Raw genomic sequence first — 23,676 nt, forward strand, 5'->3', positions numbered from 1 at the left:
TCATTCCCTATTTTTTTGGAGGTGATTGTCTTGAATAAAAACATCAATCTACTTCTTCAAATAATAATTGGAATTATAATTATGATTGCACCTATTCTCATAACAGGATCTATATACGATGTCACTAAATCATTTGGTGAACTATTAGTGGCAGAACTTATTATAAGAACTCTTTCTCTCATTATTGGACTTTTAGTTATTAGCACAGCTTTGCATCGTTATTCTCAATAATTATTCATGTTCAAAAAATACAAATATTTTACATACCAATTCTTATGTATTAAGACATCAAAAACAAGTGTTACGAAAAAAATATAAAAAAGACATCTTTTTTAGGGAAAGATGTCTTTTTTATATAAACCTTAATGTTCGTTCTGTAAAACCCTCGCTGCCTTTACTCCCTCTTTCTCCTCTTTTAAAAACAACGATACGATAAAAGCAACAATGATAAAGACTAACCCTAGTGCAAATGCACCTTGGAATCCAGACGTTAAACCGTTTAACTTCTCTACTGGATCCAGTGGATTTGCGGAGCTTTCCATATAGCTAGTTGTTCCTGAAGACATTTTCGATATGAATATAGCTGTACCAATTGCGCCAGCTACTTGTTGCAGTGTACTAAACAGTGCTGTTCCGTGCGGATATAAATCTGGTGTTAATTGATTTAAACCGTATGTTTGTGCTGTCATAACAAACATGAGTCCAACCATTAATACGCTATGCATAACAATAATTTGTACCATTGATGTATCAGGAGTAATGCCTTTAAATAAGAACATTGCTATCCCCACTAACACAATACCGGGAACGATAATAACTTTCGGACTAAATTTATCAAATAGTTTACCTGCGATTGGTCCCATTATGGCGCTAATAACACTTCCCGGAAGCATGATGATTCCTGATTTAAAAGCTGTAACGAGTAAAACTGTTTGCAGGAACATCGGTAATAAAGTCATCGTTGAAAATAACGACATCATCACAATGACGATTAATCCAATTGATAATGTAAACATCGGGACTTTAAATGCGCGTAATTCTAAAATTGGATTCTCAATTTTTAATTGTCGGACGACAAAAATACATAATGAGATAAGCCCAACAAGTAAAGTGCCATACACTTTCGCATCGGACCATCCTAAATCACCCGATGCACTAAAGCTATACACAAGTCCGCCAAATCCGAGTGTCGATAAAAGGATAGATGGATAATCTACTTTTGGCCTTGTTAACTCTGAAACATTTTGAATGTACTTCATTCCAATCATAATGGAAATGATCACGACAGGAATAACAATATAGAATAACCAGCGCCAATTTAGTGAGTCTACGATTACTCCAGATAATGTAGGACCAATTGCCGGAGCTGCCATCATCACAAGTGCGATTAATCCCATTGTGGCACCACGTTTTTCAGGTGGACAAATGATTAAAATCGTATTCATTAATAACGGTGTAATTAATCCCGTCGCTACAGCTTGGACGATACGGCCGACTAATAAAACAGAAAATGTCGGTGCGGATCCCGCAATTAATGTACCAGCTAAAAACGTTACCATAGCGATCAAAAACATTTGTCTCGTTGTGAGCCATTGCTGAAGTAACGCTGTAATTGGAACTAAAACCCCAACTACTAACATGTACGCTGTAGAAAGCCATTGAATCGTTGAAGCTGTTACGCCAAATTCTTTCATTAATACTGTTAACGCATTACCAAGTAATGTTTCATTTAATAATGCAACCATTGCCCCTAAAAGTAATGCAATTAAAATAGGGGTATGTTTCATATTAGAAGTATCAACTTTGCCACTTGCTGGGCTCTTAGTTGTCATATTCATTTGCAAATTCTCCTCCTGTTTCTTACTAAAAAACTTTAAATACACCAGAACACATGTAATATAATATACATATGTAGATTAAAAAGGGAGAATCAATTTTCAGCCACTGTATATTTAATCTACAAAAAAGGAGAATTGTAGATGAACGATAATGAAAAACAAATTGATTTACGTATTAGACGTACACATAAATTACTATGGGATTCCTTATTTGAATTAATGACACAATCAAAACAGAAATATAGTACGATCACGATTAACCAAATATGTGACCGTGCGATGGTACACCGAACAACCTTTTATAAACACTTCGAAGATAAAGATGCTTTATTAGCATTTGGATTTAAACGATACAGCAAGATGATTGCGGGAATACCGGTTTCAGATCGATTAAGTAAACCATTTCAAGTAATGGAACAATTTCTACACCATGAAGAAATCGGTAAAATATTAGAAACACAAATGTCTGATGAACAATTTATTAACCGGACACAGTATTTAAGTCACGAAACGAGAAAACAAGAAATAGAAGCGTTACATCAACTGCGCAAAAATCATACGATGCCAAATGATCTAATCATTGAATTTTATTCAGGGGCAATCACCTCATTAAGCGCATGGTGGTTTAAAAATGAAAGAAAAGTTTCTGCTGCTGAAATGGATAGGTATCTCCACCAACTTATTAATCGGGATATTTTTCAGTTTGGAAAAGAATAGATAATTTTATCGATAAAAAAAGCCCATATGAAATGGGCTTTTTGCATACTATTTATTCTCTTTCAACTTCTCTAACTCCCGCTGCACTTCTTCTTGTAAATTTTTATCTAACACTTCTTGTTGATTCGGAGACTTCATATTGTAAAAGTAGTTGCTAGCAGCTGTTTCTGCTTCTAATTTCTGTACGTACGATTCAATACGTGCAAAACCTTTCGCTGTACTTTCTGTATGGAACGAATCAATCGCTCTGTTGCTTTCTTTTATCGCTTGCGCCGCATTTAACCTTGAAACAAGAACAAGTTCTTTATATTGCAATTCTCCATATTTCTTTTGCAGTTTGTCAATTTGTTCATAAAGCGTCGCTGTTTGCTCTTTTGTTATTTCGTACTGCTGGCGGTATAACTCCGCTTTTTTCTCATTCACAATTTTTTCTTGCAAAGCTAACTGCGCCATATGATCTTCTTCACGTGATACGGCAAGTTCCGCTTGGCGCGTTCTCTTCGCAATAAGAGCATTCGTTTCTGAAATTAATGCTTCATATTTCTTTTCTAAATAATATTGATGCGAAAGTGCTTTTTCCGCCTTCGTAATTTGCTGTTCTGTCTCGCGAAGATATTGCTTTAACATACTAATCGGATTTTCTATTTTATCTAGCGTTTGATGCACATCCGCCACTACAATATTTTTAATACGTTTTAAAATACCCATTATTACTTCTCCTCCTTACGAATACTTCTTTCCCATTGATCTAAAATATCCACTTGTTGGTGCACTTGAAAATCGCTGTATACATCTATATGAGTTGCCAATCTTTTTTCCTTTAATTTTTTATATGTCCAAACAATTATCGCAACAAATGCGAGCACCGGAAGAACTGGTAATACACCAATAACTAGGAGCAATATGCCTGTCCACTTTTTAACCATATTTCCTTCAGACTTACGAAGCATGTACCAGCCGAAAAGAACAAATCCAAACGCTAACAAGAATGGTATAAAGAATAAACCTTCAAACTCTTTTTCGTGGTGTTTTTCATGATGCTGATCTCGCTCAAAGTTATTAAATTTTTCTTTTTGCGTAACGAAAGCTTCTCTTTCTTTATCGTGAGAAACTGTATATGCTGCTTGCTTATGTTTCTCATGACCCCACCTTTCAAACTTCATACTATGTAATCCAAACAATAGTAATCCCAGAAGTAACGGAAGGATCAAAATCCATTTTAACCAACGCAATTTTTTACGTTTATTCTTTTTCATCTGTTCACCACCATCTATCCTTCGTTTTGAAATAAGTAAAAAATGTATGACCTCCCTTTACCTTTGATACATACGATTGTAAAACGTAGACGTGAGAAGAAAATGAAGGAAGCATGATGAATATATGAGAAATATATAAGAAATTTCTCATAATGATTTCAAAACGAAAAAACCTAACTTCTCCATATAAAATAGAGAAATTAGGTTCTTTTTCATTCTTTCTATTCCCTTTCGTAAATCACTTCCCAATCTTCTTCAAATCCGAACTCTCAATAATTGAATGCGAATATCCATCTTTCCCAACTCGCACCATCGCTCTTCCTAATCGTGCTGAAGTAATTCTGCTTCCGAGTCTCTTCAGTTTTATATTTATGTATAGTCTTTATTAAGACGGACCATAACCAATAAGATGAGCAATTATAACTGCTATTAAACCGATCGAGTATTCAATTAGAATTAAAGGAAGAATCCACCTTGCCCACCTTGTCCATGAAATTCCTGCAATTGCTAATCCAGCCATTAGCGTACCACCTGTCGGAAAAATAATGTTTCCAATACCATCCGCGAATGAAAAGGATAATACAGCTGTTTGGCGTGTAATGTCCAATAAATCTGCAAGTGGCGCCATGATAGGCATTGTCAACATTGCATGACCACTACCTGATGCTAAAATAAAATGAATCGCTACTTGGAAGTTGTACATTCCAACAACACTTAAAAAAGGAGAAATATGTTCCATTCCTTCCGACACTTGATACAGTAGTGGGTCTATAATATGCCCTTGATTCAAGACAACTAAAATAGCGCGTGATACACCAATAATTAAAGCTCCCCCGATTAAAGATGCCGATCCTTGTGTAAAAGATTCTACTGTATCATCAAGAGATATCTTGCCAAGAATTGCAATGATTATAGTTAAAATAATAAATAAGGCTGCAATTTCTTTTATATACCACTCGTACTTAATAACACCAAATACAAGAATAATATAATTGATTAAAAAGGCCGTTAATATCCATTTATGTCTTTTTGTTAACTCTACTTTCGCTGTTAGTAGGCTGTCTTGCTTGTTTGTATCGAATTTTCCGTAAATTCCGCTTGCAGGATCTCTCTTTACTTTCATCGCATGACGATAAACGAATGTAACAGCAATTACATATATGACTACGAATAAAACGAGGCGGAACCCCATCCCCGAATACATAGGAAGACCCGCTATCCCTTGAGCCAGCCCAACTGTAAACGGATTCATAATTGCCGTTGTAAATCCGACGGACGCTCCTACTAGTACCATCGCAGTTCCTGTTATCGTATCAAATCCAACCGCAAGAGCTAGCGGAATAAATAGAGGTACATACACCAAAGCTTCCTCAGCCATCCCCATTAATGACCCGCCAAGTGCAAAGAACAGCATGATAATAGGAATCATTAACTTTTCACGGTTAGCGAGTTTTTTTGCCATCGTTGAAACAAGAGCCTCAACTGTACCGGATGCCTTTAATACACCAAAAAAACCTCCGATAATAAGAATAAAAAAGATAATATTAGCAGCTTCTACCATCCCTGTAGGAATAGATTTTACCGTATCAAAAAATCCAAGTGGCGTTGATTCAATCCATTTAAATGAATTTGGATCTACTGTTGTATACCCATTTTTTTCAATCTGTTCATATTTTCCGGCCGGCAATATATGTGTAATCACAGCCGCAATACCTAACAAGACAAGTAACATTGCAAATACGTTTATTTTCCATTCTTTTTTTTCCTTTTTTTCTTCCGGCTCGAATGAAACTGCCTTTTGTGATACTTGACTCATATACCAATCCCCTTTGCAATAGAATGAAACTTTAATCAGTAGGGGATGTTCTTCCCCCAATGATTATTAGTTGAACCAATGGGGCTTTTACGGGCAGTTGATCCCCCATCTAACTTCTCTTTGCTTTCGCTGAATTTTGAGGGGGGTCTTACTGCCCGTTAAAGCGAGATAGAATGAAACTTTAATCAGTGGGGGGTTCGTTCATCCCCCACTGATTATTACTTTTACAGACAGCCAGCAGTCTGGTTTCCCCACTACCATGACGTACCAAGCTATCCACCAATTCTCTTATTTATAACACGCTATGATTTAACTACCTTTTTACTAATTTCATTTACAAATTGGTTAAATAAACGTTGCTGCAAGACATCCCTTTCCGACATCATTTCTGGATGCCATTGAACCGCTGCTACATAACGATGAGCCTTCGATTCAATAGCCTCTATTACACCATCAAAGGACCATGCACTCGCCTCAAAATCTTTCCCTAATGTTTTCACTGCTTGATGGTGAAAAGAATTAACCATTAAAGATTTTTGGCCAATAGCCTCATAAATTTTTCCCTCTTCCAGAAGATCTACTGAATGAGAGCCTTGCCATTTACGGAACTGTTCTCGGACATGGAAATATTCTGGCCCCATCTCGTGCTCTAAGTCTTGATAAAGAGATCCACCAGCTGCAACATTTAATACCTGTAATCCTCGGCAAATTCCTAGAATAGGAATATCTTTTTCTAAAGCCTGCTTTGCCAAATTTAATTCAAAATTATCTCGTTCTTCCTCTACAGTACCTATATATGATTTTGGAATATCACCGTAATAAACTGGATTGATGTCCGCGCCACCAGCCAATAACAATCCATCTAATTGATTAAGTGTGGACTCAATTTGATCAACTTCCTCAATTGGAAGTAGAACAACCGTTGCACCTGCTCGTTGAAGTGAACGGATGTAGTCGTAAGAAAAGATAGCCATATCTTGACCTGGCAGCCCTCGTAAGCCCTCCTTCCCTATTTCACTATGATCAACATAATACCCCGTAACACCAATTAGTGGTTTCATTTTCTCTCACCTCATAATTTAAATGGTTTCGTTGTCTTTCTCTGCTGAAATTGTATACTCTTAACCTCCCTTTTCTAGCAAGTGGTAAAGAATTAAATATGTAAATTATGACTCTACTCATTTCATTATTTCTTTACACACCATTGATATAAGCAAATATCGTGCCAACATCGAAATTAAAGTGATTATTTACATATTTTTAAATATTTTGTCGTTTTATCGGTGTTTACTATGCTGAAATGTATTATAATTGGTTATTAATTGGTTACATAATGACCAATTAATAACCAACTTTAGACCAATTCCATTCAACTAAAGAGGTGCTCTATGAACAAATTTGAAACCAACCACATTGTATTGATCACCGTTTTAAAAGAAACACGAAAAGCCCTACATCAACAACTAACGGAGATGGTAGATGATCTCATAGATATCGAAAGTTTTTCTGTAGAAGAAAGTATTCCAAAAGTATTTCATTCTACATTAATTGTGTTACCTAATACATTTACGATAGAAACGGTGAAAGACTTTATTGGGGAAAACTGCGAAGTAATAATAGCAAAACGAACATTAAATTATGAAAACGTGGACCAGCTTTTATTTTTACCAGAAGGAACACAAGCCCTATATGTGAATGATAATCATGAAACAGTATACGAATCAATTGAAACGATGCGTCAATTGGGGCTAAACCACATTGAATATTTTCCATACTATCCTGGAAAAACGAATATACAAATGATCAAGCTCGCAATCACACCTGGCGAACTTGAAATTATCCCTGATTTTGTAGAAAAAGTAATTAATATTGGTCACAGATTAATAGATATTACTACAATCATGTCCATTCTAGATCGATTTCATTTAATGGAGGAATCAGGTAACCACGTTTCTGAGAGATACTATCGAAAAATAGTAGATTTAACAAAGAATTTAGCTAAAGCTCATCGACAACTTCATCAAGTTATTGATGGTGTTGGTGATGGCATACTAGCTATTGATTATGAAGGAAGAATTGTTGTCTTTAATGAATTTCTGGAAAGCATGCTGAAAATAAAAAGTAAAAATGCTATTGGTCATCCGATTGATGCCATTATTGATAATATCGATTTAGTAAACTTCATCCTTTTGAATAAGCAACAAGAAAGCGGAATATTTGTTGTAAACGGCTCGGATGTAATAGTAGAACGCCTACATATAAATGATCAATCGATTATTGTTACTTTTAGAAATGCCCTTAAGACCATCGGGTTTGAACGTAAATTAAGAAAAGAATTTGTCAAAAAAGGTTATGTAGCAAAATACAATTTTCATAACATCGTTGGGATTAGCTCTACGATCCAAGACACGAAACAAATTGCCAAAAGGTTAGCTAAGACTGATTTAACTGTATTAATTGAGGGTGAGAGTGGTACCGGAAAAGAGTTATTTGCAAGTGCTATTCATAATGCTTCCCAGCGAAATAGCGGCCCTTTTCTTGCTGTTAACTTCAGTGCTTTATCGGATGATTTAGTCGAGAGTGAATTATTTGGTTATGAAGACGGAGCGTTTACCGGAGCAAAAAAGGGCGGGAAAATGGGACTATTTGAACAAGCAAATGGTGGCACTATTTTTTTAGATGAGATTGGAGATATTAGCCTGAAACTTCAAGCACGACTCCTTCGAGTATTGCAGGAAAAAGAGATTATGCGCGTTGGCGGAAGCCAAATTATCCCAATAGACGTCCGGATTATTGCAGCAACCAATAAGGATCTACTGAAAATGATTCAAGAAAATATGTTTAGAGAAGATTTATACCATAGGCTTAAAGTACTCTTTATACACCTCCCCGAATTAAGGACACGCCGAAATGACATTGAATTATTAGCTAAACATTTTGTCACACTATCGGACCCTAAAGTCAAAATTGAACAAGAACTAATTGAAGAACTGCAAGGATATCCATGGTACGGAAATGTAAGAGAACTTAAAAATACGATAGATTACATGCTTGCTGTCCGTACCGGAAACCAAATAACAAAAAATGATTTGCCTAATCAACATTATTTTCAAAAGCCTCCACATAAGAAAACAAATAGCGATCAGGCAGAAAATATTAAACCCTTTTCTTCAAATTCAAACGCTCTTGATCAAGAATCACTTTTCATCCTTACCCTTATCATGAATTATGAAGAAAAAGGAAAAGCAATCGGAAGAAGAATTATTTCTGAAAAGAGCCAAGAAGTCGAAATGAAATTAACTGAGGCACAGGTTAGACACCGATTGAACTTCCTGAAGATGAAAGGTTATGTGGAAATAAAAAAAGGTAGAGCAGGGATTCATTTAACAAGAAAAGGGTTGGAGATTGTACGTAGTCTTTAGTCAAGGTTCGGATTTTCAGATACATAGAGGCTGTTTTATAAACAGCCTCTTTTTTTATGGAATAAAACGTCGATAAATTTAAGTTACAAATATTCAGAATTAATATTAAAATGAATAATGGGGATAGGGGTATGGGCTATAAAATTTATACATAACGAGGGAATAGAAATGAAACTACAATTAAAAGCGGATTTAATGTTACTACTAGTTACATTTTTTTGGGGTGCATCCATCCTACTTACAAAACTTGGACTTGATGGCATAGAAGAATATAATTTAATCGCATTACGATTTATTATCGCTTTTCTTTTATCAGGTTTAATATTTTACAAACATTTATTTAAGATCGATTTTAAAACTGTAAAATATGCATTTATACTCGCTTCTGTCTTATTTATCGTTTACATTTTCGCGACTTTCGGTACAAAGTATACGAGTGTTTCTAATGCTGGTTTCCTACTATGTCTCACAGTCATTTTCATTCCAATATTATCAGCTATATTTTTAAAACACATTCCGGAAAAGAAAGTGATAGTAGGGATCATTTTAACGATAATAGGAATCGGCTTATTAACATTAACGAGCGAATTCAAAATCGGTAACGGCGATATATTTTGCATACTGTCTGCACTGTTTTATGCGATCCACGTCATCATTACTGGAAGTGTAACAAAACATGTAAACTCCATTGCACTTGGAGTCATACAACTCGGCTTCGTCGGCCTATTTAGTCTTATTTTTTCATTCATTATCGAAACGCCAAAACTGCCTAGCACAACCAACTCATGGCTAATCATCCTAGCCTTAAGTATATTTTGCACCGCAGTCGCATTCATCGTGCAAGTTATCGCCCAGCAATACACTACACCTACCCATACAGGTCTTATTTTTTCATTAGAACCTGTCTTTTCCGCAGGCTTTGCTTTCGTTTTCACAGGTGAAACGCTGACAGGAAAAGGATACTTAGGGGCTACGCTTATATTATTGAGTGTGTTAATTGCTGAGTTGGATTTTAAGAGTTTGTTGAGGCCTAATTATAAGAAGAATATAGAGTAAACATTTCAATAGAATCAATAAACATACCCCAGAAAAATATGAGTTTATATTATTTTCATTCTCTTCACTTAGATTTTCTTTTTAGATGCTATCTTCAAACAAGGTAGCATCTAAAAAATGTTAAAAGGAATCTCTCCTTAGTATCTTCTTATACTCGATGTAGTTTGCATACTTGACCTTTTCTACGTTCTTTAATTACTTATTGAATATAGTCATACAGATTTTTCGCTAACAATAAACAAGTTACTGTAATGAAAAGGGCACGAACATACCCGCTCCCTTTTTTTATAGCGAATTTGGAGCCAACAATCCCTCCAGCAATTTGAGCAATTCCCATTATAAAACCATACGCATAGTTGACTTGCCCTACATACATAAACATCAACAATGCACCAACATTACTTCCTAAATTAAGAAGCTTCGCATTACCTGCTGCTTTTAAAAAATCATACCCAATAAATAAAAGAGAAAACATTAAAAATGAACCTGTTCCAGGACCTAGAAATCCATCATAAAAACCAATAGCAAAAACAAAAAAAGTAAAAATAATGACGTGTCGACCAGACAATTTTTTATGAGTGGAAATACTACCCCAATCCTTTTTGAATATCGTATAAATAGCGACCGCACCAAGCATGATCAGCATTAATGGCTTCAATACTTCTGGATTCATTAAATGAACAGTCCATGCCCCTATTATGGAACCTATGAAAGTGAGCGGAACTAATTTAAACGCCGATTTCAAATCAAGATTACCAGAACGATAAAACACAATATTACTAGTTGCACTTCCCATTGTCGATGCTAGTTTATTCGTAGCTACTGCACTTGCTGGATTCAGCCCTGTAAACAATAAAGCTGGTAAGGCAATCAATCCACCACCGCCTACAACTGAATCAATAAATGCAGCCACAAACCCAAAAACAATCAAAATCATTAATACGGATGGGTCTAAATAAAAATCCATACTATTAACCTCCCCTTTAGTCACTATTCGAATAGTAACTAATAATTTGCTAAATGTAAATAGTTATTGTAACGTTAAAATATAAAAGCAAACATCGGAGGACGAAAAAAGTGGACTACATAGTGCAACAGCTTAAAAAAATTGGTTTCAATGAATATGAAGCTAAATCTTATGTATCTCTTGTTAAACAGGGGCCTGTCACAGCCTATCAAGTGAGTAAAGATTCGGGTGTCCCAAGAGCGCGAATTTATGAGATTTTAGGTAACCTTGTAGAAAAAGGAATTGTCATGAAAGAAGAAATAAATGACACCACCCGCTATTCACCTCTACCTGTTGAAATCTTTTTACAGAAGGCGCAAACAGAATGGCAATCTACTTACGAAGGAATAAGTGATTCATTAAAAAAACTAGAAACTTCCGAGGAAAAAACGGATAATCGAGTAATTACTTTAAAAGACAATCAAACAATCATTAGCTACTGTCAGACATTAATAAAAAAAGCAGAACGACGTATTGTCATTTCAATGTGGGATGAGATGTATGAAGCGTTAAAAGAAGATCTATCTGAAGTAGCTGATAAAGTTACAATACAAGGTATTACCCTACATGTTGAAGATCCCATTAAAAATCTAGAAGCCCATCGCATAACACCTTATACAGAAACCTTGTCTACAGAACATTGGTTTATTGTATCGATAGATTCTAAAGAGATGATTTATGGACCATCACTTGAAGAGCGTAATATTGCTTTTTATACAGATGACCCCGTTCATATATACTTATTAGAGGATTATGTATGGCATGATGTTTTAGTAAATCGACTTGTCCGACGTAGCCAAGATGACTTGCAGCAATGGATTACTGCAGAGAGAAAGTCTTTCTTTATGGGGAAATGAGGAACATATTCAAAAAATAAAGCATAAGCGAATGAAATAGAACACTTATGCTTTATTTTATTTGCAAAGTGATACTCCAGTCTTTTCACTATTTCCCCTCCACAAACCGTCCAAACTCCTTCATAAACCTCAGCTTAAAACTCCCCACAGGCCCATTCCGATGCTTCGCCACATGAATCTCCGTCATCTCTTTCTGCTTCGTTTCCTTATCGTAATAATCCTCGCGATACATAAGCATAATGACATCCGCATCTTGCTCAATTTGTCCCGTCTCTCTTAGATCAAATAAAAGAGGTGTCACCTTATAACTATGTGGTCATCTCCCTGTCAAGTAGACAGAAATAAAAAGAGTATTATGCCACGGCCTTTTCCCGATATTCTATCGGGGAAAGGCCGTGAAGTTTTTCTTGGAATCTTTCTGTATTATAAAATTGAATATATTCTTGAATTGCTCGGTAGGCCATTTCATATGTTTTTGGGCACACTAAATACAACTTCTCTGTTTTTAAATGTGAGAAGAATGATTCGATACACGCATTATCAAAACAGTTTCCACGTCTAGAATGACTACCGACAAATCCTAATTTCTCTAACTGTTTTGCGTAGGATTTAGATGTATATTGAAACCCTTGATCTGAATGGAAAAGGGGCTTAGTAGTTAATGACTTCCCTTCTAATTGACGTAATGTAGTTAAAACCAAATCTAAATCATTTCTTGAAGATAGCTTCCAGGCAACAATTTCATTGTTGTATAAATCTAACACAGCCGACAAATAGGCAAATTGTTCTCCGATTCGTACATAAGTAATATCTGTTACGAATTTTTGATTTTGCTTTTCAGCTTGAAACTCTCGATTCAAATGATTTTTAAATACCACAGATGTTTTTCTTCCATAAAACGGACGTTTTTTTCGAATGATAGATTGAATACCCAGCTCTCTCATAAGACGACGAACACGTTTATGATTCATTACCATTCCTTCTCGAGCCAAAGCACGAGTCATACGTTTATACCCATAGTAAGGGTGCTGACGATGAATAGATAAAATATGTTCTTTATGCCACATATCCCTTTTCTGACGTAAACGCTGCACGTTATGATATTTCCGCCATTTATAGTAGCCAGCCTTAGAAACTTCCGCGATTTGAAGCAACCATCGGAGTGGATAGGCTTGGCGTAATGAATCGATAAGAGAAAATCGTTCTTTCTTTAGGACCATTCCTTCCCGTGTAGATTTGGATTGCGCTTTTTTAAATACTCAACCTGTGCCTTCAAATAAGCATTTTCTTCTTCTAGACTATTAAAATTCTTTCGATTCCAGACACCACGTTGATCATCAAAGGACTCCCCTTGTTGCGCACGTTTTACCCACTCAATAATCTGGGCATCGCTCTTCACACCGAGTTGTTCACGAATTTCTCGCAATGATTTTCTCTCTTCTAATCGAAGACGAACTGCTTCTCGCTTTAGTTCTTCTGTATATTTTTGAAATGATTGTCCTTTTCTTGCCATAAAAAAATCCCCTCCAGATAAAACAGTATTGAGTCCATCATATCAGATGGACTCTTTTTTTACTGTCTACCTATAGGGGATAATACCAATGTGACACCTCTTTTTTAAATATTTAATGTAGAATTTTTATTATTAGATTTTAAATTTGTTTTTCTTACAATTGCTGTTATTACCTTCATTAACAATAAGGGAATAACAGCTGCGTATATAATATATATAATTCCATATTTAATAATAACGCCTAATCCATCCGTATCTCGCATTATAAAAGTGACGTAATCTACATTTTCAAACAGTTCAATAACATTTGTAAATAACCTAGTGGCTAGAGCTAAACACCCTAAATAAAATAAAAAACTCATAAATCTAGAATTACCTTTCGTTACATACATGAGTACAAATGATATAACAAAGCCCACATAAATATATGTAGCATATTCAACCGCATACGCAATAACGAGAAATCCACCGATGAAAAAAGCGATTAAACCGCCTATTAAAATAGCTAAAAACAGAAGGAATGTTCCTTGTCCAGTAGGTATTGGAATCCCTACTGAATGAGTATCATTTTGATTTGATGCTAAATCCCATGTATCACTATTAGAATCTAGTGTATATCCTCTGTCGTATAATTTATTTTCTGCATCTCGACTTGCACGTGTATTCCCTTCATAATATAACCGTTCCAGTTCTTCATCTGACTTATTCGAGTGATTTCCCATAAACTTCCCCTATCCAATAATTTTTTCATTTATATTTATTAATTTTTCATTCTTTTAACCAGAAACAGTTATTACAATCAATCTTGTTCGGTAATATAAATCATGGAGACAATACTCTTTTCTTACATATTCATATTAATAGTCTTTTAGCTCGATCCCGTTAGCGGCTTTCGCTACCATTTTCGAGATTACCTTAAACTGGAAGACCATAAGGATTGGTACTCGTAACATGAAATTGCGCAGAAAGATTTTAAAGCTCGATTTTTCAACCATGCTCCCAGCAGCTAGTTTTCCTATTTTTTGATTCTTCTCAACAAATCCCCTCATCTCTTGCTCATAAGCAACATAGGCACGGGAATGATCACCATGCGCGTTTTTAAGTTCGCCTGCTAATACATAAGCTCCGACAAGCGCTAGACTAGTACCTTGCCCTGATAGAGGTGATGGACCATACGCCGCATCACCTACCAATGTAATTCGACCTTTTGACCATGTTGGCATGTGAATTTGACAAATCTCATCAAAGTAAAAGTCATCCGCCTCTTTCATAGTTTTAAGTATGTGTGAAGTTTCCCAGTCTTCTGTATGGCCTACAAAGGCATTTTCTACAAGTTTTCTTTGAGATTCTTCATCATAGCGGTCGTACTCCAGTGCCTCTGATTGGAACAGGAGCATACCTTTTGCCTCTGTATTACCACGAGCGCTATACATACCCACAGTTTTACCTGGCATTGTATACAGCATTACGCGGTGGTCAAGATTGAGGTAATTCTCGAGGGTGAAAATCGAAATATAACAACCAAGTGTACGTTTAAACTGTGCTTCATCACCAAAAGTCAGGGACCTCACATTAGAATGCAGCCCGTCCGCACCGATGACCAGATCAAACGTCTGTGGCTTTTCATGAATAAATTGGACTTCTACACCATCTTCAGTTTCATGTATAGCAGTAATTGACTCACTCCAAATGTACTTAATTGTATCCTTAGTTAAATCGTACAAAATATTACTCAAATCATCACGCATGATTTCGATGTCCACACCATGCTGGTTCGCGAAACTCGCTTCACTTAATTGACCTTCAACATCACCTTTGCTGTTCACGAAGTACACACCGGTCATGTTTGTATCAGCTGCACGGACTTGATCGAGTATACCCATCTGTCCAAGCACCGTAACAGCTACACCACGAATATCAACCCCATATCCACCAGAGCGCAATGCAGGTGCGCGTTCTACTACAGTCACGTCGAAGCCATAACGATGAAGCCAGTAAGCGAGTGCCGGACCGGTAATGCTCGCACCAGAAATAAGGACGCGTATCGCTTTTTTCATAATTACTTATTCACTCCTATCCTAATGAAAGTCTTAACATACCCTCCAGTATATTCACCGCAACAAAATAATAGGTATTGAACTATTCAACAAATAACCCGCTTGCTGAAAAAATAAAAATCCTGCCTATCAATATAGGACATTTGCTCAAACTTTATTACAAATTATCAATATCTAAAACGTCATAAAAAATAAAAGGTGATACATCTTTGGCATGTATCACCCTTGTAATTCTTGTTCAACAATCCGGGCCGTAATCAGGGATATCATACCACCAACAATCATATAAAGTGCTCAAGAATTCATCCCCTCCACAAACCGCCCAAACTCCTTCATAAACCTCAGCTTAAAACTCCCCACAGGCCCATTCCGATGCTTCGCCACATGAATCTCCGTCATCTCTTTCTGCACCGTTTCCTTATCATAATAATCCTCTCGATACATAAGCATAATGACATCCGCATCTTGCTCAATTTGTCCTGTCTCTCTTAAATCAGATAAAAGAGGACGCTTATCTTGACGTGCTTCTACGGAACGAGACAATTGCGACAACGCTACTACACAAACATTTAATTCACGTGCTAATACCTTAAGCTTACGAGAAATTTCACTAATCTCTTGAAATCGATTACCTTTATGCTTCGGATCACCCGTAATAAGCTGCAAGTAATCTACAATAACTAAAACCTTCTTATCACCGTGCTTCCTCTTTAACTTACGAGTTTGCATCCAAATATCTTGCACCGTAACACCTGCATGATCGTAAATTTCAAGCGGTAACTCACCAATCTCCGCAAACGCCTTACTCACCTTTTCCCAGTCCTCCATTGCAAAACGATGCTTCGGATTTTTCAGCCTACCTCCTGACACTTCACCTACGCAAGACGCCATCCTTTTTAACAATTGCTTACTACTCATCTCTAATGAAAACAATCCAACCGCCGATCCAGACTTCGCCGCATGTAGTCCAACATTTAGCGCAAACGCAGTCTTCCCCATAGAAGGACGCGCACCAAGGACGACAAAATCACCTTCCTGCAATCCGCACGTCATTTTATTTAACGATGTATAACCAGTCTCAATACCAGTAATCTCTTTCACATCTTGATGAAGCTCCTCATACAAATCAACTAACGCATCCTTCAAATCAAACTCACATACAGAGTCTTTCTCCTCTAATTCACAAAGTGCCGTAATCGTCTCACCGATAACTTTCTCACTCTTCTCCGCAATAAGACGCTCTCCCATCTTGTGCCCAAGAACACCCGCCTGATACATTTTCCAGGCACCTCGAACAAGCCCCTCATAATAAGAGAAGTTGGCAGTTGTAGGCACACCATCCATTAACCCTATAAAATACTCCATTCCCCCGATCCCCTCTAAAAACTTCGGATTTACCCTAGAAATGAACGTCACAAGATCAATCGGTTGCCCCTCTCCTTCCATCTTTCGCATTAACTGAAATATAGACTTATGCACCGGCATCGAAAAATACTGCTCCGTCAAACGGCACTCCTTAATAAGCTCTCCAGCAAGCAATAGAGAACCTAACACCGTCTTTTCCGCCTCCACATTTTGAATACTCATGGCCGCCACCCGCGCTCCGCTAAAAAGCGCTGCAACTCTTCCTCAGATGGCGCATTCTTCTCCCACTCCTCACACCTCGCCAAAAACTCCTCCGTCTCCCCCGTACTAACAGACAACTCCTTCTTCCGAAACTTAGCCGTATCTGCCTCAACCTCACACAATTTCGTAAACCCTTTCCCGTGCCACCCTCTCAAAATGCCCTTCACATAAGCAATCGTCCGCTTATTATTCTCAAACGCAATTTGAAGCGCCTTCAGCACAAGCTCCTCTGACAAATCTTCCATCCACGCACTCAGTTCCTCCACCGCAAAAGGAGACAAACTACCGAAATGTTGCTCATAAAAAGAAAACACGCGACTTCCCGTTTCTTCCTCTATCTCCTCACAAACCGGCTCAACATCATCCACAGCCACATCACCAGGCATGCCGAAATGCGCTAAAAGCATCGGAACATTCAGCTCCTCCTCTATGCACTTCTGAAGAAACATATGTACAAACTCCTTATTCTTCACACCCTTCAGCTCACGAAGCACACACTTCTCCACATTCGTATTCGTCACAGGATTATAACGAAGCCAATTCAAAACGAATAACTCCCGCGTATCCGCATCATAAAGAATCTTCCCATAATCAACAAAACGCTGCACAAGCTTATCAACAGTCTCCCTGTTATAACCCGTCTCCATCTCAGCTAACCGCTTCGGAAAAGGAAAAATCCCACACTGCGTCGTCTTCGAACAAGTTAACAAATAAACATAAAAATACCGCTCCTCCGGCGTCAAATCCAAAACAAAATCATCTTGCCAAAAATTCACCTGCACAGTACGATACACCGCCATCAAAGTTCCTCCCGTCTCCGTTCAAAAGTAAAAGCCCCTTCATAATATATATGGGAGGATGGCAGGGTTTTTGGCGTGTTATTTCAAATTTTTTTTGACTACTACTACGGTGTTTGTTGTTGTAGTTGTTTTTGTTATGTTTTTTCTTAGTGATTTATTACTTGGTAGGGGCTTGTAAGGGGCTTGTAAGGGGCTTGTAAGGGGCTTAGGAGGGGCTAGTTATCGGTTACTTCGATTAGAAAGACTCATCTCCACATTCTGCTTAAACCAATTAAATGAATCCACAAATCTAATAAAAAACATATTAAATTCCAATAAAAAAGACCATATCAAAAGCATACTCCGATGTCATTTTGATACAGCCCCATCTATATTCGCTTAATAATTTTAGAAACATAAAGATATTAAAAATTTAATATACCTACAAAACATTACCGTCCTTTATATAATCATAGATCTTATTATCAATTGATTTCTCCATAATCATATTCATCGTAACAACAGGTAGTTCTTTTCCATTTTTATCTTTCATTTCAGTTTGTTCTACACTTGCTTTATCAGGTGTCGCTTTTCCTAAATAGTAAAAGTCGCTTCCCTCGTCATCATCTTTTTTCACAAAAATATGGACGTCAATATTATTTTCTTTAGCATCAATAATTGTTTGAACTTCCTTTGATTTTAATGTTCTATTACTTCTTGTATACCATTTAAGAACATCTTGATTAAGGAATTCATCACCGTAGTCCACACTGGATTCTACCTCATCATTTTTATGGTATGTGATAAATATTGGACAAGTATAGTACTTTGTCTTATAACCATACATAGTTGAGCTCTCGTCATTATGCCAATTTAAAAGTTTACACACATCTTTTCTTGAGTATTTTTTATATACAGTAAGGTTACTATCACACTCATAGTTTTTGCTCTTTTTCCTTGCACTTTTAATAATGTCCATAACCATACGCTTAAAGTATTGATTTTGTTCTAAGCTTTTTCGGATAGAATCATTAAACATATACATCTTATCGTCCTGTAAAGAGAGAATTGGCTTTTCTCCATATTTCTTTTGACTGTTTTGTGAGAAAAACTCTAATTCAAAAATTCGTTGTACTGAAGTAATCGTTTCATCATCTGTTAAGCAATTAGATTCTTCAAGTTGTTTTATATACTCATCCTTATCAACTTTTTCTTGCTTTAATAATAAGTCTAACAAAACGATTTCGTTTTTACGTTTTCCATTCAATACTTCCAATGAAAACATCGTTAAAACTTTATTTTCGTACTCTGTTAATACAGGGACATCTTCTTTCATTTTCAATAAGAACTGATAATAGTTCGAATATCCTTCTGCAAGTACAACTGGATCAATAGAATGGTTTACTATAAAGTCATATAGATATGGAGTTCTTCCTATTCTATTTTTCAACTCAGCAAAAGCTTCCTTCAATACTTTCATTGCTGTTAAATTACTATTGTTAATCGCTTTAAAGATCTGCTTTTTCGCTATCTCTTCAAAGTTAACTGTTGAAATACCTTTAATATAACTCGTGTCATTTGTATATCTACGTATATTATCTTTATTTTGTGATCTATCTCCTGAAAGGGCAATCGGAATTAAATAGTTATTTTTATAGTTTCCAATAAAATCAATAATCGTAACAAAATCTTTCGAATCGTGTTTTCGAAGTCCACGCCCTAACTGCTGTATAAAGATAATGCTTGATTGAGTTTGTCTCAACATAACAACTTGGTTCACACTCGGAATATCAATACCTTCATTAAAAATATCTACTGTTAAAATATAATCCAGTATGCCATTTTCTAATTGATTCACCCGCAGTTCTCTTTCCTCTTGGGAATGATCGCCGGTTAATGCAAATGTGCGAAAACCTCTATTATTTAAGGCATGTGATAATTGTTCTGCCTCATCTTTTCGGCTGCAAAACATTAGTCCTGTTACTTTCTTACCAGAAAAACCGTAATATTTTACTTTTTCAACTATATGATCCACTCGTTCTTCCGTAACAAGCTTAGATAAAACAGTAGTGTCATCTATCTTTTCACCATTATATTCAAAATCAATAACTCCAAAATAATGAAAAGGACAAAGCATATCTTCTTCAAGTGCTTCTTGCAATCGAATTTCATAAGCAATGTTGTAATCAAATAGCTCATAAATATTAAAATTGTCTGTACGTTCAGGTGTAGCGGTCATTCCCATTAAAAATTTCGGTTTAAAATAATCAATGACTCTATGATAAGAACTAGCACCAGCTTTATGAACTTCATCTATTAAAATATAATCAAATAACCCAGGATCAAATTGATGTAAATTTTCTTCCTTTGAAATAGTCTGGATTGTCGCAAATAAATATTTAGCATTTATTTGCCTATTTGATCCTGATAAAATTCCAAAATCCTCATCTACTCCACCAAGAACCTTTTGAGAATCTGATTTTGCTTTATTTAATATTTGCTCTCGGTGAACAATAAATAGCATCCGTTTAGGTGCAAAACTTCTGACATCAAATGCTGAAAGATATGTCTTCCCCGTTCCTGTTGCAGAGATAACTAATCCTTTTTCTTTTCCAGCGTCTCGAATAGTTTGTATTTCTTTTAACGCAGCTTGTTGCATTTTATTTGGGGTAATTTTCAAAGCTTCTTCAATTGAATTATGATATTGACCAGGTAATTCTATAACTCGATCTAGTAACTTATTTTCTGCAACTTGTTCATATATTGTTTCGTAATTTCCAATTAACTCTTCAGTTAATACTTGAGAATGCTCCCAAACTTCTTCAAATTGATTTTTAAAATGTTGAACAATCTCTCCATCTTCATGCGATGTTAACTTGACGTTCCATTCATAGTTTACCTTCAAAGCATGTGCAGTCAGATTTGAACTACCAACTATTAATGAACAATGTGTTTTGTTATCAAATATGTATCCCTTTGAATGAAAACCAGATAAGTTTGTTAATCTTACTTCTACATTTTCAAGTTTCATTAATTCTCTAAACACTTTTGGTGTATTAAAATTTAAGAATGTAGATGTTAATATACGTCCTTTAACTCCTTTTTGTTTAAGATCAAGGAAATGTGACTTTAAAGTCGCTAGCCCACTTTCCGTAATAAAAGCCACCGAGAAAATAAAGGCTGTACTATTTTCAAGCTCTTCCAGCAATGAGCTTAAAACATTTTCATTTTTCTTCGTATTGTTTACTAATAATTTAGGCTTATATATTCCAGGATGATTATGTTTTTGATCAATAAACCCTTTATATAAAGACCCCTCTAACTTTTGAATGAAATTCTCCATATGATCACCATTTATGACAATTTTTTATATTAATTGTATTACTCACTGATTTAAAGTGCAAATTTATTACAATAAAAAAACTATCCGCATAAAACGAATAGTTTTTTTCAAATTACTTTACAATCGATTCTTTTGATAATTTCTCAATAGTCGGGATATCCGCAGGTGCCCACTCTAAAGCTGCTAGTTCATTCGGATATAACCATTTAATTGCTACGTGCTCAGTTAGAACCGGACTTCCTTCAACAAGTTTACAATAGAAAGTTTTCAAATGAACAATACCAAAATCATACTCATAGGCTGTATAATCAATTTGCTCACCAATCTGCACGCTACAATGCATTTCTTCATCAATTTCACGCTTTAACGCCTCTTGAGGTGTTTCTCCCTCTTCTATTTTCCCACCTGGAAATTCCCACATAAGAGGTAGCGATTTAGATGGTCCTCTTTGTGCACATAAAATTTTCTCATCTTGAACAATTACTGCTCCAACAACATAAATATTTTTCTTCATTATGTCCTCCTTAAATCTCACAGAAACTCTATACTTTATGTTTCCACACTTTATAGACTGAAAAATGCCTTTTATATCTTTTAACGACTAATATATTTTTAATCAGTAAGCTAGATTTTATCTATCCCTATGTAGCCCTTTTAATGTAATTAGCCTAAGACTCTCATCTCTTTTATATTATATAGAAGTAACTACAAAAATAAAGCCCGATTGACTCCTTCCCTCTTAAACCTCTTTTTTCAACATTTCCTCATACCTAAAATCACATTCCTCCAAAAACCCCCTACTCTCCCCACTCCCCTTATAAAAACTCTCCCAACCCCGCTCCCTCAAAATCCCCTTCCAACTATCACTCTCAACCATCCTCTTAATAACACCATCCCAATAAGCAACCTCTTCCTCCGTCATATCTTTTGGGCCCATAATTCCTTTCCAGTGCTGGAAGATGACGTTGATTCCTTGTTCTTTCCATGTTGGGATTTCTGGTAGTCGGTCTAGTCGTTTTGGTGCGGATACGGCTAGTATTTTTATTTTTCCGGCTTTGTATTGTTTTTCGGCTTCGGATAGGGTCATGGTTGCGGCGCTGATTTGTTTGTTCGTTAGGGCATTTATGATTTTTTCTTTGTTTTCGTAGACGAAGAATTGTAGTTTGGCAGGGTTTATGCCGAATGCTTTGCTTACTTGTACGAATGATAGGTGATCGTCGTTTCCTAGGCCGGGGGCAACTCCGATTTTGAAGTTTTTCTTGTTTTGTTTTAGTTGTTTCATTAGTTCGTTTGCGTTTTCTATGTTTGAGTCTTTTGATACGACAACAACTTCCCAGTCCGATGCTAATGTTGCGAGTGGCGTGAAGTCTTTATATGTTAGTTTACTGTGGCCTAGTAGGTTGTTCGTTATGAGTAAGCTTGAGTTAATCGCCAGTACGTGACCGCCTTTTTGTTTCGTATATTTCCATCCGACATCACCACTGCCACCTACTTTGTTTGTAACTGTGATTGGTTTTGTGAAGATTTTTTCTTCTGTGAGCGTTTTTTGCATCGCCCGCGCTGTTAAGTCCCAGCCTGCTCCTTGAACGTTCGGCGCAACGATTTCTACTTTGTCGATGCTCATTTTATTCGTATGGGATCTCTCCGAGGAACATCCCGCTATTACTCCTGTCATGATCCATATACATAGTAATAATCGTTTTTTCATAGTCCTCGTCCTATTCGATACTTTCGTTCTGGTCGTCCGATAATGCCGTATGTGTATTCTACTGTGCATTCGTTTGTCGCTACTAAGTATTCTAAATATCTTCTTGCGGTTGTTCTGGAGGCCCCCATTTGTTCTCCCATTTCTTCTATTGTAATGCCCTCGTCGAATCCTTTTATAATTCCTTTCACTTTTTGCAATGTTAACGGATCAACACCAGTCGGTAAGTTTTTTATGTCTTGTGTTTGCGAAGTCCCGAAGAAGTTATCGATGAGTGCTTGATTTACTTCATTGTTACTATGTAATAGTTGCTTCTTTCTTTTATAGTCTTCAATTGTACGAACGAATTTTTCTAACGTGACCGGTTTTATAAGGTAGTTACTTACGCCGTTTCGAATTGCTTTTTCTAACATATGGTTTTCATTTGCCGCCGTTACCATAATGACGTCAACGCTTGGAAAGTCAGCATGAATTTGTGGTAATAAGTCAGTTCCAATTCCATCTGGTAAGTAATTATCTAATAGAAGTAAATCGATTTCTTCCTTTTGTAGTAGTTCTATCGTTTCTTTTGCATTTAATGCTTTTCCGATTACTTTTACGTCCTTTATTTTTAATAAAAACTCCTCTTGAATTTGCGCGACGCGGAAATCATCTTCTGCAATTGCAACCTTCAACATATGCCCAT

General features: G+C 36.2%; 20 protein-coding genes and 1 pseudogene. 5 read left to right on the forward strand and 16 right to left on the reverse strand.

The genetic code is table 11. The features are described from left to right. Positions 1–30 precede the first annotated feature (30 nt). A complete protein-coding gene (locus QCI79_RS08190; protein WP_001038824.1) occupies positions 31–231 on the forward strand; it encodes a hypothetical protein in 201 nt (66 codons plus the stop codon). Between the two features lie 131 nt (positions 232–362). Here the strand turns inward: QCI79_RS08190 and QCI79_RS08195 are convergent, their stop codons facing one another. Further along, positions 363–1,838, reverse strand: a complete 1,476-nt coding sequence (locus tag QCI79_RS08195; protein WP_001057545.1) for an MDR family MFS transporter — start codon at positions 1,836–1,838, stop codon at positions 363–365. A 141-nt stretch (positions 1,839–1,979) separates the two neighbouring features. Here QCI79_RS08195 and QCI79_RS08200 point away from each other — a divergent pair, with 141 nt between their 5' ends. After that, positions 1,980–2,555 (forward strand): TetR/AcrR family transcriptional regulator, encoded by a 576-nt coding sequence (locus QCI79_RS08200; RefSeq protein ID WP_000999283.1) that lies wholly within the window; start codon positions 1,980–1,982, stop codon positions 2,553–2,555. A 48-nt stretch (positions 2,556–2,603) separates the two neighbouring features. Here the strand turns inward: QCI79_RS08200 and QCI79_RS08205 are convergent, their stop codons facing one another. The 4 genes from QCI79_RS08205 to QCI79_RS08220 form a co-directional block, all read right to left on the reverse strand. Then, positions 2,604–3,263 (reverse strand): PspA/IM30 family protein, encoded by a 660-nt coding sequence (locus QCI79_RS08205; RefSeq protein WP_000511932.1) that lies wholly within the window; start codon positions 3,261–3,263, stop codon positions 2,604–2,606. 2 nt (positions 3,264–3,265) lie between these two features. Then, positions 3,266–3,811, reverse strand: coding sequence for a hypothetical protein (locus tag QCI79_RS08210; RefSeq protein WP_000739725.1), 546 nt, complete (start codon positions 3,809–3,811; stop codon positions 3,266–3,268). Between the two features lie 385 nt (positions 3,812–4,196). Continuing rightward, positions 4,197–5,627, reverse strand: a complete 1,431-nt coding sequence (locus tag QCI79_RS08215) for a YfcC family protein (protein WP_000084624.1) — start codon at positions 5,625–5,627, stop codon at positions 4,197–4,199. Between the two features lie 302 nt (positions 5,628–5,929). Further along, the gene (locus QCI79_RS08220; protein ID WP_000803241.1) at positions 5,930–6,688 is read right to left on the reverse strand and encodes a gamma-glutamyl-gamma-aminobutyrate hydrolase family protein; all 759 of its coding nucleotides are present in this window, start codon (positions 6,686–6,688) and stop codon (positions 5,930–5,932) included. A 327-nt stretch (positions 6,689–7,015) separates the two neighbouring features. Between QCI79_RS08220 and QCI79_RS08225 the strand changes: the two genes are divergently transcribed. Next, a complete protein-coding gene (locus tag QCI79_RS08225) occupies positions 7,016–9,049 on the forward strand; it encodes a sigma 54-interacting transcriptional regulator (RefSeq protein ID WP_001031767.1) in 2,034 nt (677 codons plus the stop codon). Positions 9,050–9,217: 168 nt separating this feature from the next. Then, positions 9,218–10,105 carry a DMT family transporter gene (locus tag QCI79_RS08230; RefSeq protein WP_000776057.1) on the forward strand — a complete coding sequence of 296 codons (888 nt, stop codon included), beginning with the start codon at positions 9,218–9,220 and terminating at the stop codon, positions 10,103–10,105. Between the two features lie 199 nt (positions 10,106–10,304). On the opposite strand, the gene QCI79_RS08235 is transcribed toward QCI79_RS08230, so the two are convergent. Continuing rightward, complete coding sequence (locus tag QCI79_RS08235; RefSeq protein ID WP_000348458.1) at positions 10,305–11,072, reverse strand: TSUP family transporter; 768 nt, start codon at positions 11,070–11,072, stop codon at positions 10,305–10,307. A gap of 110 nt (positions 11,073–11,182) precedes the next feature. Here QCI79_RS08235 and QCI79_RS08240 point away from each other — a divergent pair, with 110 nt between their 5' ends. Then, positions 11,183–11,968 (forward strand): TrmB family transcriptional regulator, encoded by a 786-nt coding sequence (locus QCI79_RS08240; protein ID WP_000384621.1) that lies wholly within the window; start codon positions 11,183–11,185, stop codon positions 11,966–11,968. Positions 11,969–12,056: 88 nt separating this feature from the next. Here QCI79_RS08240 and QCI79_RS08245 read toward each other — a convergent pair. The 10 genes and pseudogenes from QCI79_RS08245 to QCI79_RS08290 all read right to left on the reverse strand — a co-directional run. Continuing rightward, positions 12,057–12,263 (reverse strand): annotated as a pseudogene (locus tag QCI79_RS08245) (DnaB-like helicase C-terminal domain-containing protein); the annotation flags it as partial. Between the two features lie 58 nt (positions 12,264–12,321). Then, a protein-coding gene (locus tag QCI79_RS08250) for an IS3-like element ISBth8 family transposase (RefSeq protein ID WP_087874946.1) occupies positions 12,322–13,481 on the reverse strand; the annotation gives its coding sequence in 2 pieces (ribosomal slippage) (positions 12,322–13,223 and positions 13,223–13,481; 1,161 coding nt in all). Between the two features lie 104 nt (positions 13,482–13,585). Next, positions 13,586–14,203, reverse strand: coding sequence for a hypothetical protein (locus tag QCI79_RS08255; protein ID WP_000526717.1), 618 nt, complete (start codon positions 14,201–14,203; stop codon positions 13,586–13,588). A gap of 135 nt (positions 14,204–14,338) precedes the next feature. Further along, positions 14,339–15,538: an FAD-dependent monooxygenase gene (locus QCI79_RS08260; RefSeq protein WP_000709303.1), complete on the reverse strand. Its 1,200-nt coding sequence runs from the start codon at positions 15,536–15,538 to the stop codon at positions 14,339–14,341. Between the two features lie 294 nt (positions 15,539–15,832). After that, positions 15,833–17,125 (reverse strand): replicative DNA helicase, encoded by a 1,293-nt coding sequence (gene dnaB, locus QCI79_RS08265; protein ID WP_000027313.1) that lies wholly within the window; start codon positions 17,123–17,125, stop codon positions 15,833–15,835. Then, entirely contained in the window at positions 17,122–17,964 is an 843-nt protein-coding gene (locus tag QCI79_RS08270; RefSeq protein WP_000312198.1) for a DnaD domain-containing protein, read from the reverse strand. Before QCI79_RS08270 ends, dnaB begins: the two co-directional genes overlap by 4 nt. Before the next feature lie 421 nt (positions 17,965–18,385). Next, a complete protein-coding gene (locus QCI79_RS08275) occupies positions 18,386–21,286 on the reverse strand; it encodes a DEAD/DEAH box helicase (protein WP_000427022.1) in 2,901 nt (966 codons plus the stop codon). Positions 21,287–21,398: 112 nt separating this feature from the next. Then, positions 21,399–21,800, reverse strand: coding sequence for a (deoxy)nucleoside triphosphate pyrophosphohydrolase (locus QCI79_RS08280; protein WP_000739608.1), 402 nt, complete (start codon positions 21,798–21,800; stop codon positions 21,399–21,401). A 225-nt stretch (positions 21,801–22,025) separates the two neighbouring features. Continuing rightward, positions 22,026–22,994 carry a tripartite tricarboxylate transporter substrate binding protein gene (locus QCI79_RS08285; protein ID WP_000746656.1) on the reverse strand — a complete coding sequence of 323 codons (969 nt, stop codon included), beginning with the start codon at positions 22,992–22,994 and terminating at the stop codon, positions 22,026–22,028. Beyond that, positions 22,991–23,668, reverse strand: coding sequence for a response regulator (locus QCI79_RS08290; protein ID WP_000921509.1), 678 nt, complete (start codon positions 23,666–23,668; stop codon positions 22,991–22,993). The genes QCI79_RS08285 and QCI79_RS08290 overlap by 4 nt, the downstream gene beginning before the upstream one ends. Positions 23,669–23,676 lie beyond the last annotated feature (8 nt).

Source organism: Bacillus cereus group sp. MG1 (assembly GCF_040460035.1).
GTDB classification, from domain to species: Bacteria; Bacillota; Bacilli; order Bacillales; family Bacillaceae_G; genus Bacillus_A; species Bacillus_A cereus.

Coding starts and splice junctions, on each gene's coding strand:
- QCI79_RS08195 (WP_001057545.1), bottom strand. CDS start 1,838: ATGAATATGACAACTAAGAGCCCAGCAAGTGGCAAAGTTGATACTTCT.
- QCI79_RS08200 (WP_000999283.1), top strand. CDS start 1,980: ATGAACGATAATGAAAAACAAATTGATTTACGTATTAGACGTACACAT.
- QCI79_RS08205 (WP_000511932.1), bottom strand. CDS start 3,263: ATGGGTATTTTAAAACGTATTAAAAATATTGTAGTGGCGGATGTGCAT.
- QCI79_RS08210 (WP_000739725.1), bottom strand. CDS start 3,811: ATGAAAAAGAATAAACGTAAAAAATTGCGTTGGTTAAAATGGATTTTG.
- QCI79_RS08215 (WP_000084624.1), bottom strand. CDS start 5,627: ATGAGTCAAGTATCACAAAAGGCAGTTTCATTCGAGCCGGAAGAAAAA.
- QCI79_RS08220 (WP_000803241.1), bottom strand. CDS start 6,688: ATGAAACCACTAATTGGTGTTACGGGGTATTATGTTGATCATAGTGAA.
- QCI79_RS08225 (WP_001031767.1), top strand. CDS start 7,016: ATGAACAAATTTGAAACCAACCACATTGTATTGATCACCGTTTTAAAA.
- QCI79_RS08230 (WP_000776057.1), top strand. CDS start 9,218: ATGAAACTACAATTAAAAGCGGATTTAATGTTACTACTAGTTACATTT.
- QCI79_RS08235 (WP_000348458.1), bottom strand. CDS start 11,072: ATGGATTTTTATTTAGACCCATCCGTATTAATGATTTTGATTGTTTTT.
- QCI79_RS08255 (WP_000526717.1), bottom strand. CDS start 14,203: ATGGGAAATCACTCGAATAAGTCAGATGAAGAACTGGAACGGTTATAT.
- QCI79_RS08260 (WP_000709303.1), bottom strand. CDS start 15,538: ATGAAAAAAGCGATACGCGTCCTTATTTCTGGTGCGAGCATTACCGGT.
- dnaB (WP_000027313.1), bottom strand. CDS start 17,125: ATGAGTATTCAAAATGTGGAGGCGGAAAAGACGGTGTTAGGTTCTCTA.
- QCI79_RS08270 (WP_000312198.1), bottom strand. CDS start 17,964: ATGGCGGTGTATCGTACTGTGCAGGTGAATTTTTGGCAAGATGATTTT.
- QCI79_RS08275 (WP_000427022.1), bottom strand. CDS start 21,286: ATGGAGAATTTCATTCAAAAGTTAGAGGGGTCTTTATATAAAGGGTTT.
- QCI79_RS08280 (WP_000739608.1), bottom strand. CDS start 21,800: ATGAAGAAAAATATTTATGTTGTTGGAGCAGTAATTGTTCAAGATGAG.
- QCI79_RS08285 (WP_000746656.1), bottom strand. CDS start 22,994: ATGAAAAAACGATTATTACTATGTATATGGATCATGACAGGAGTAATA.
- QCI79_RS08290 (WP_000921509.1), bottom strand. CDS start 23,668: ATGTTGAAGGTTGCAATTGCAGAAGATGATTTCCGCGTCGCGCAAATT.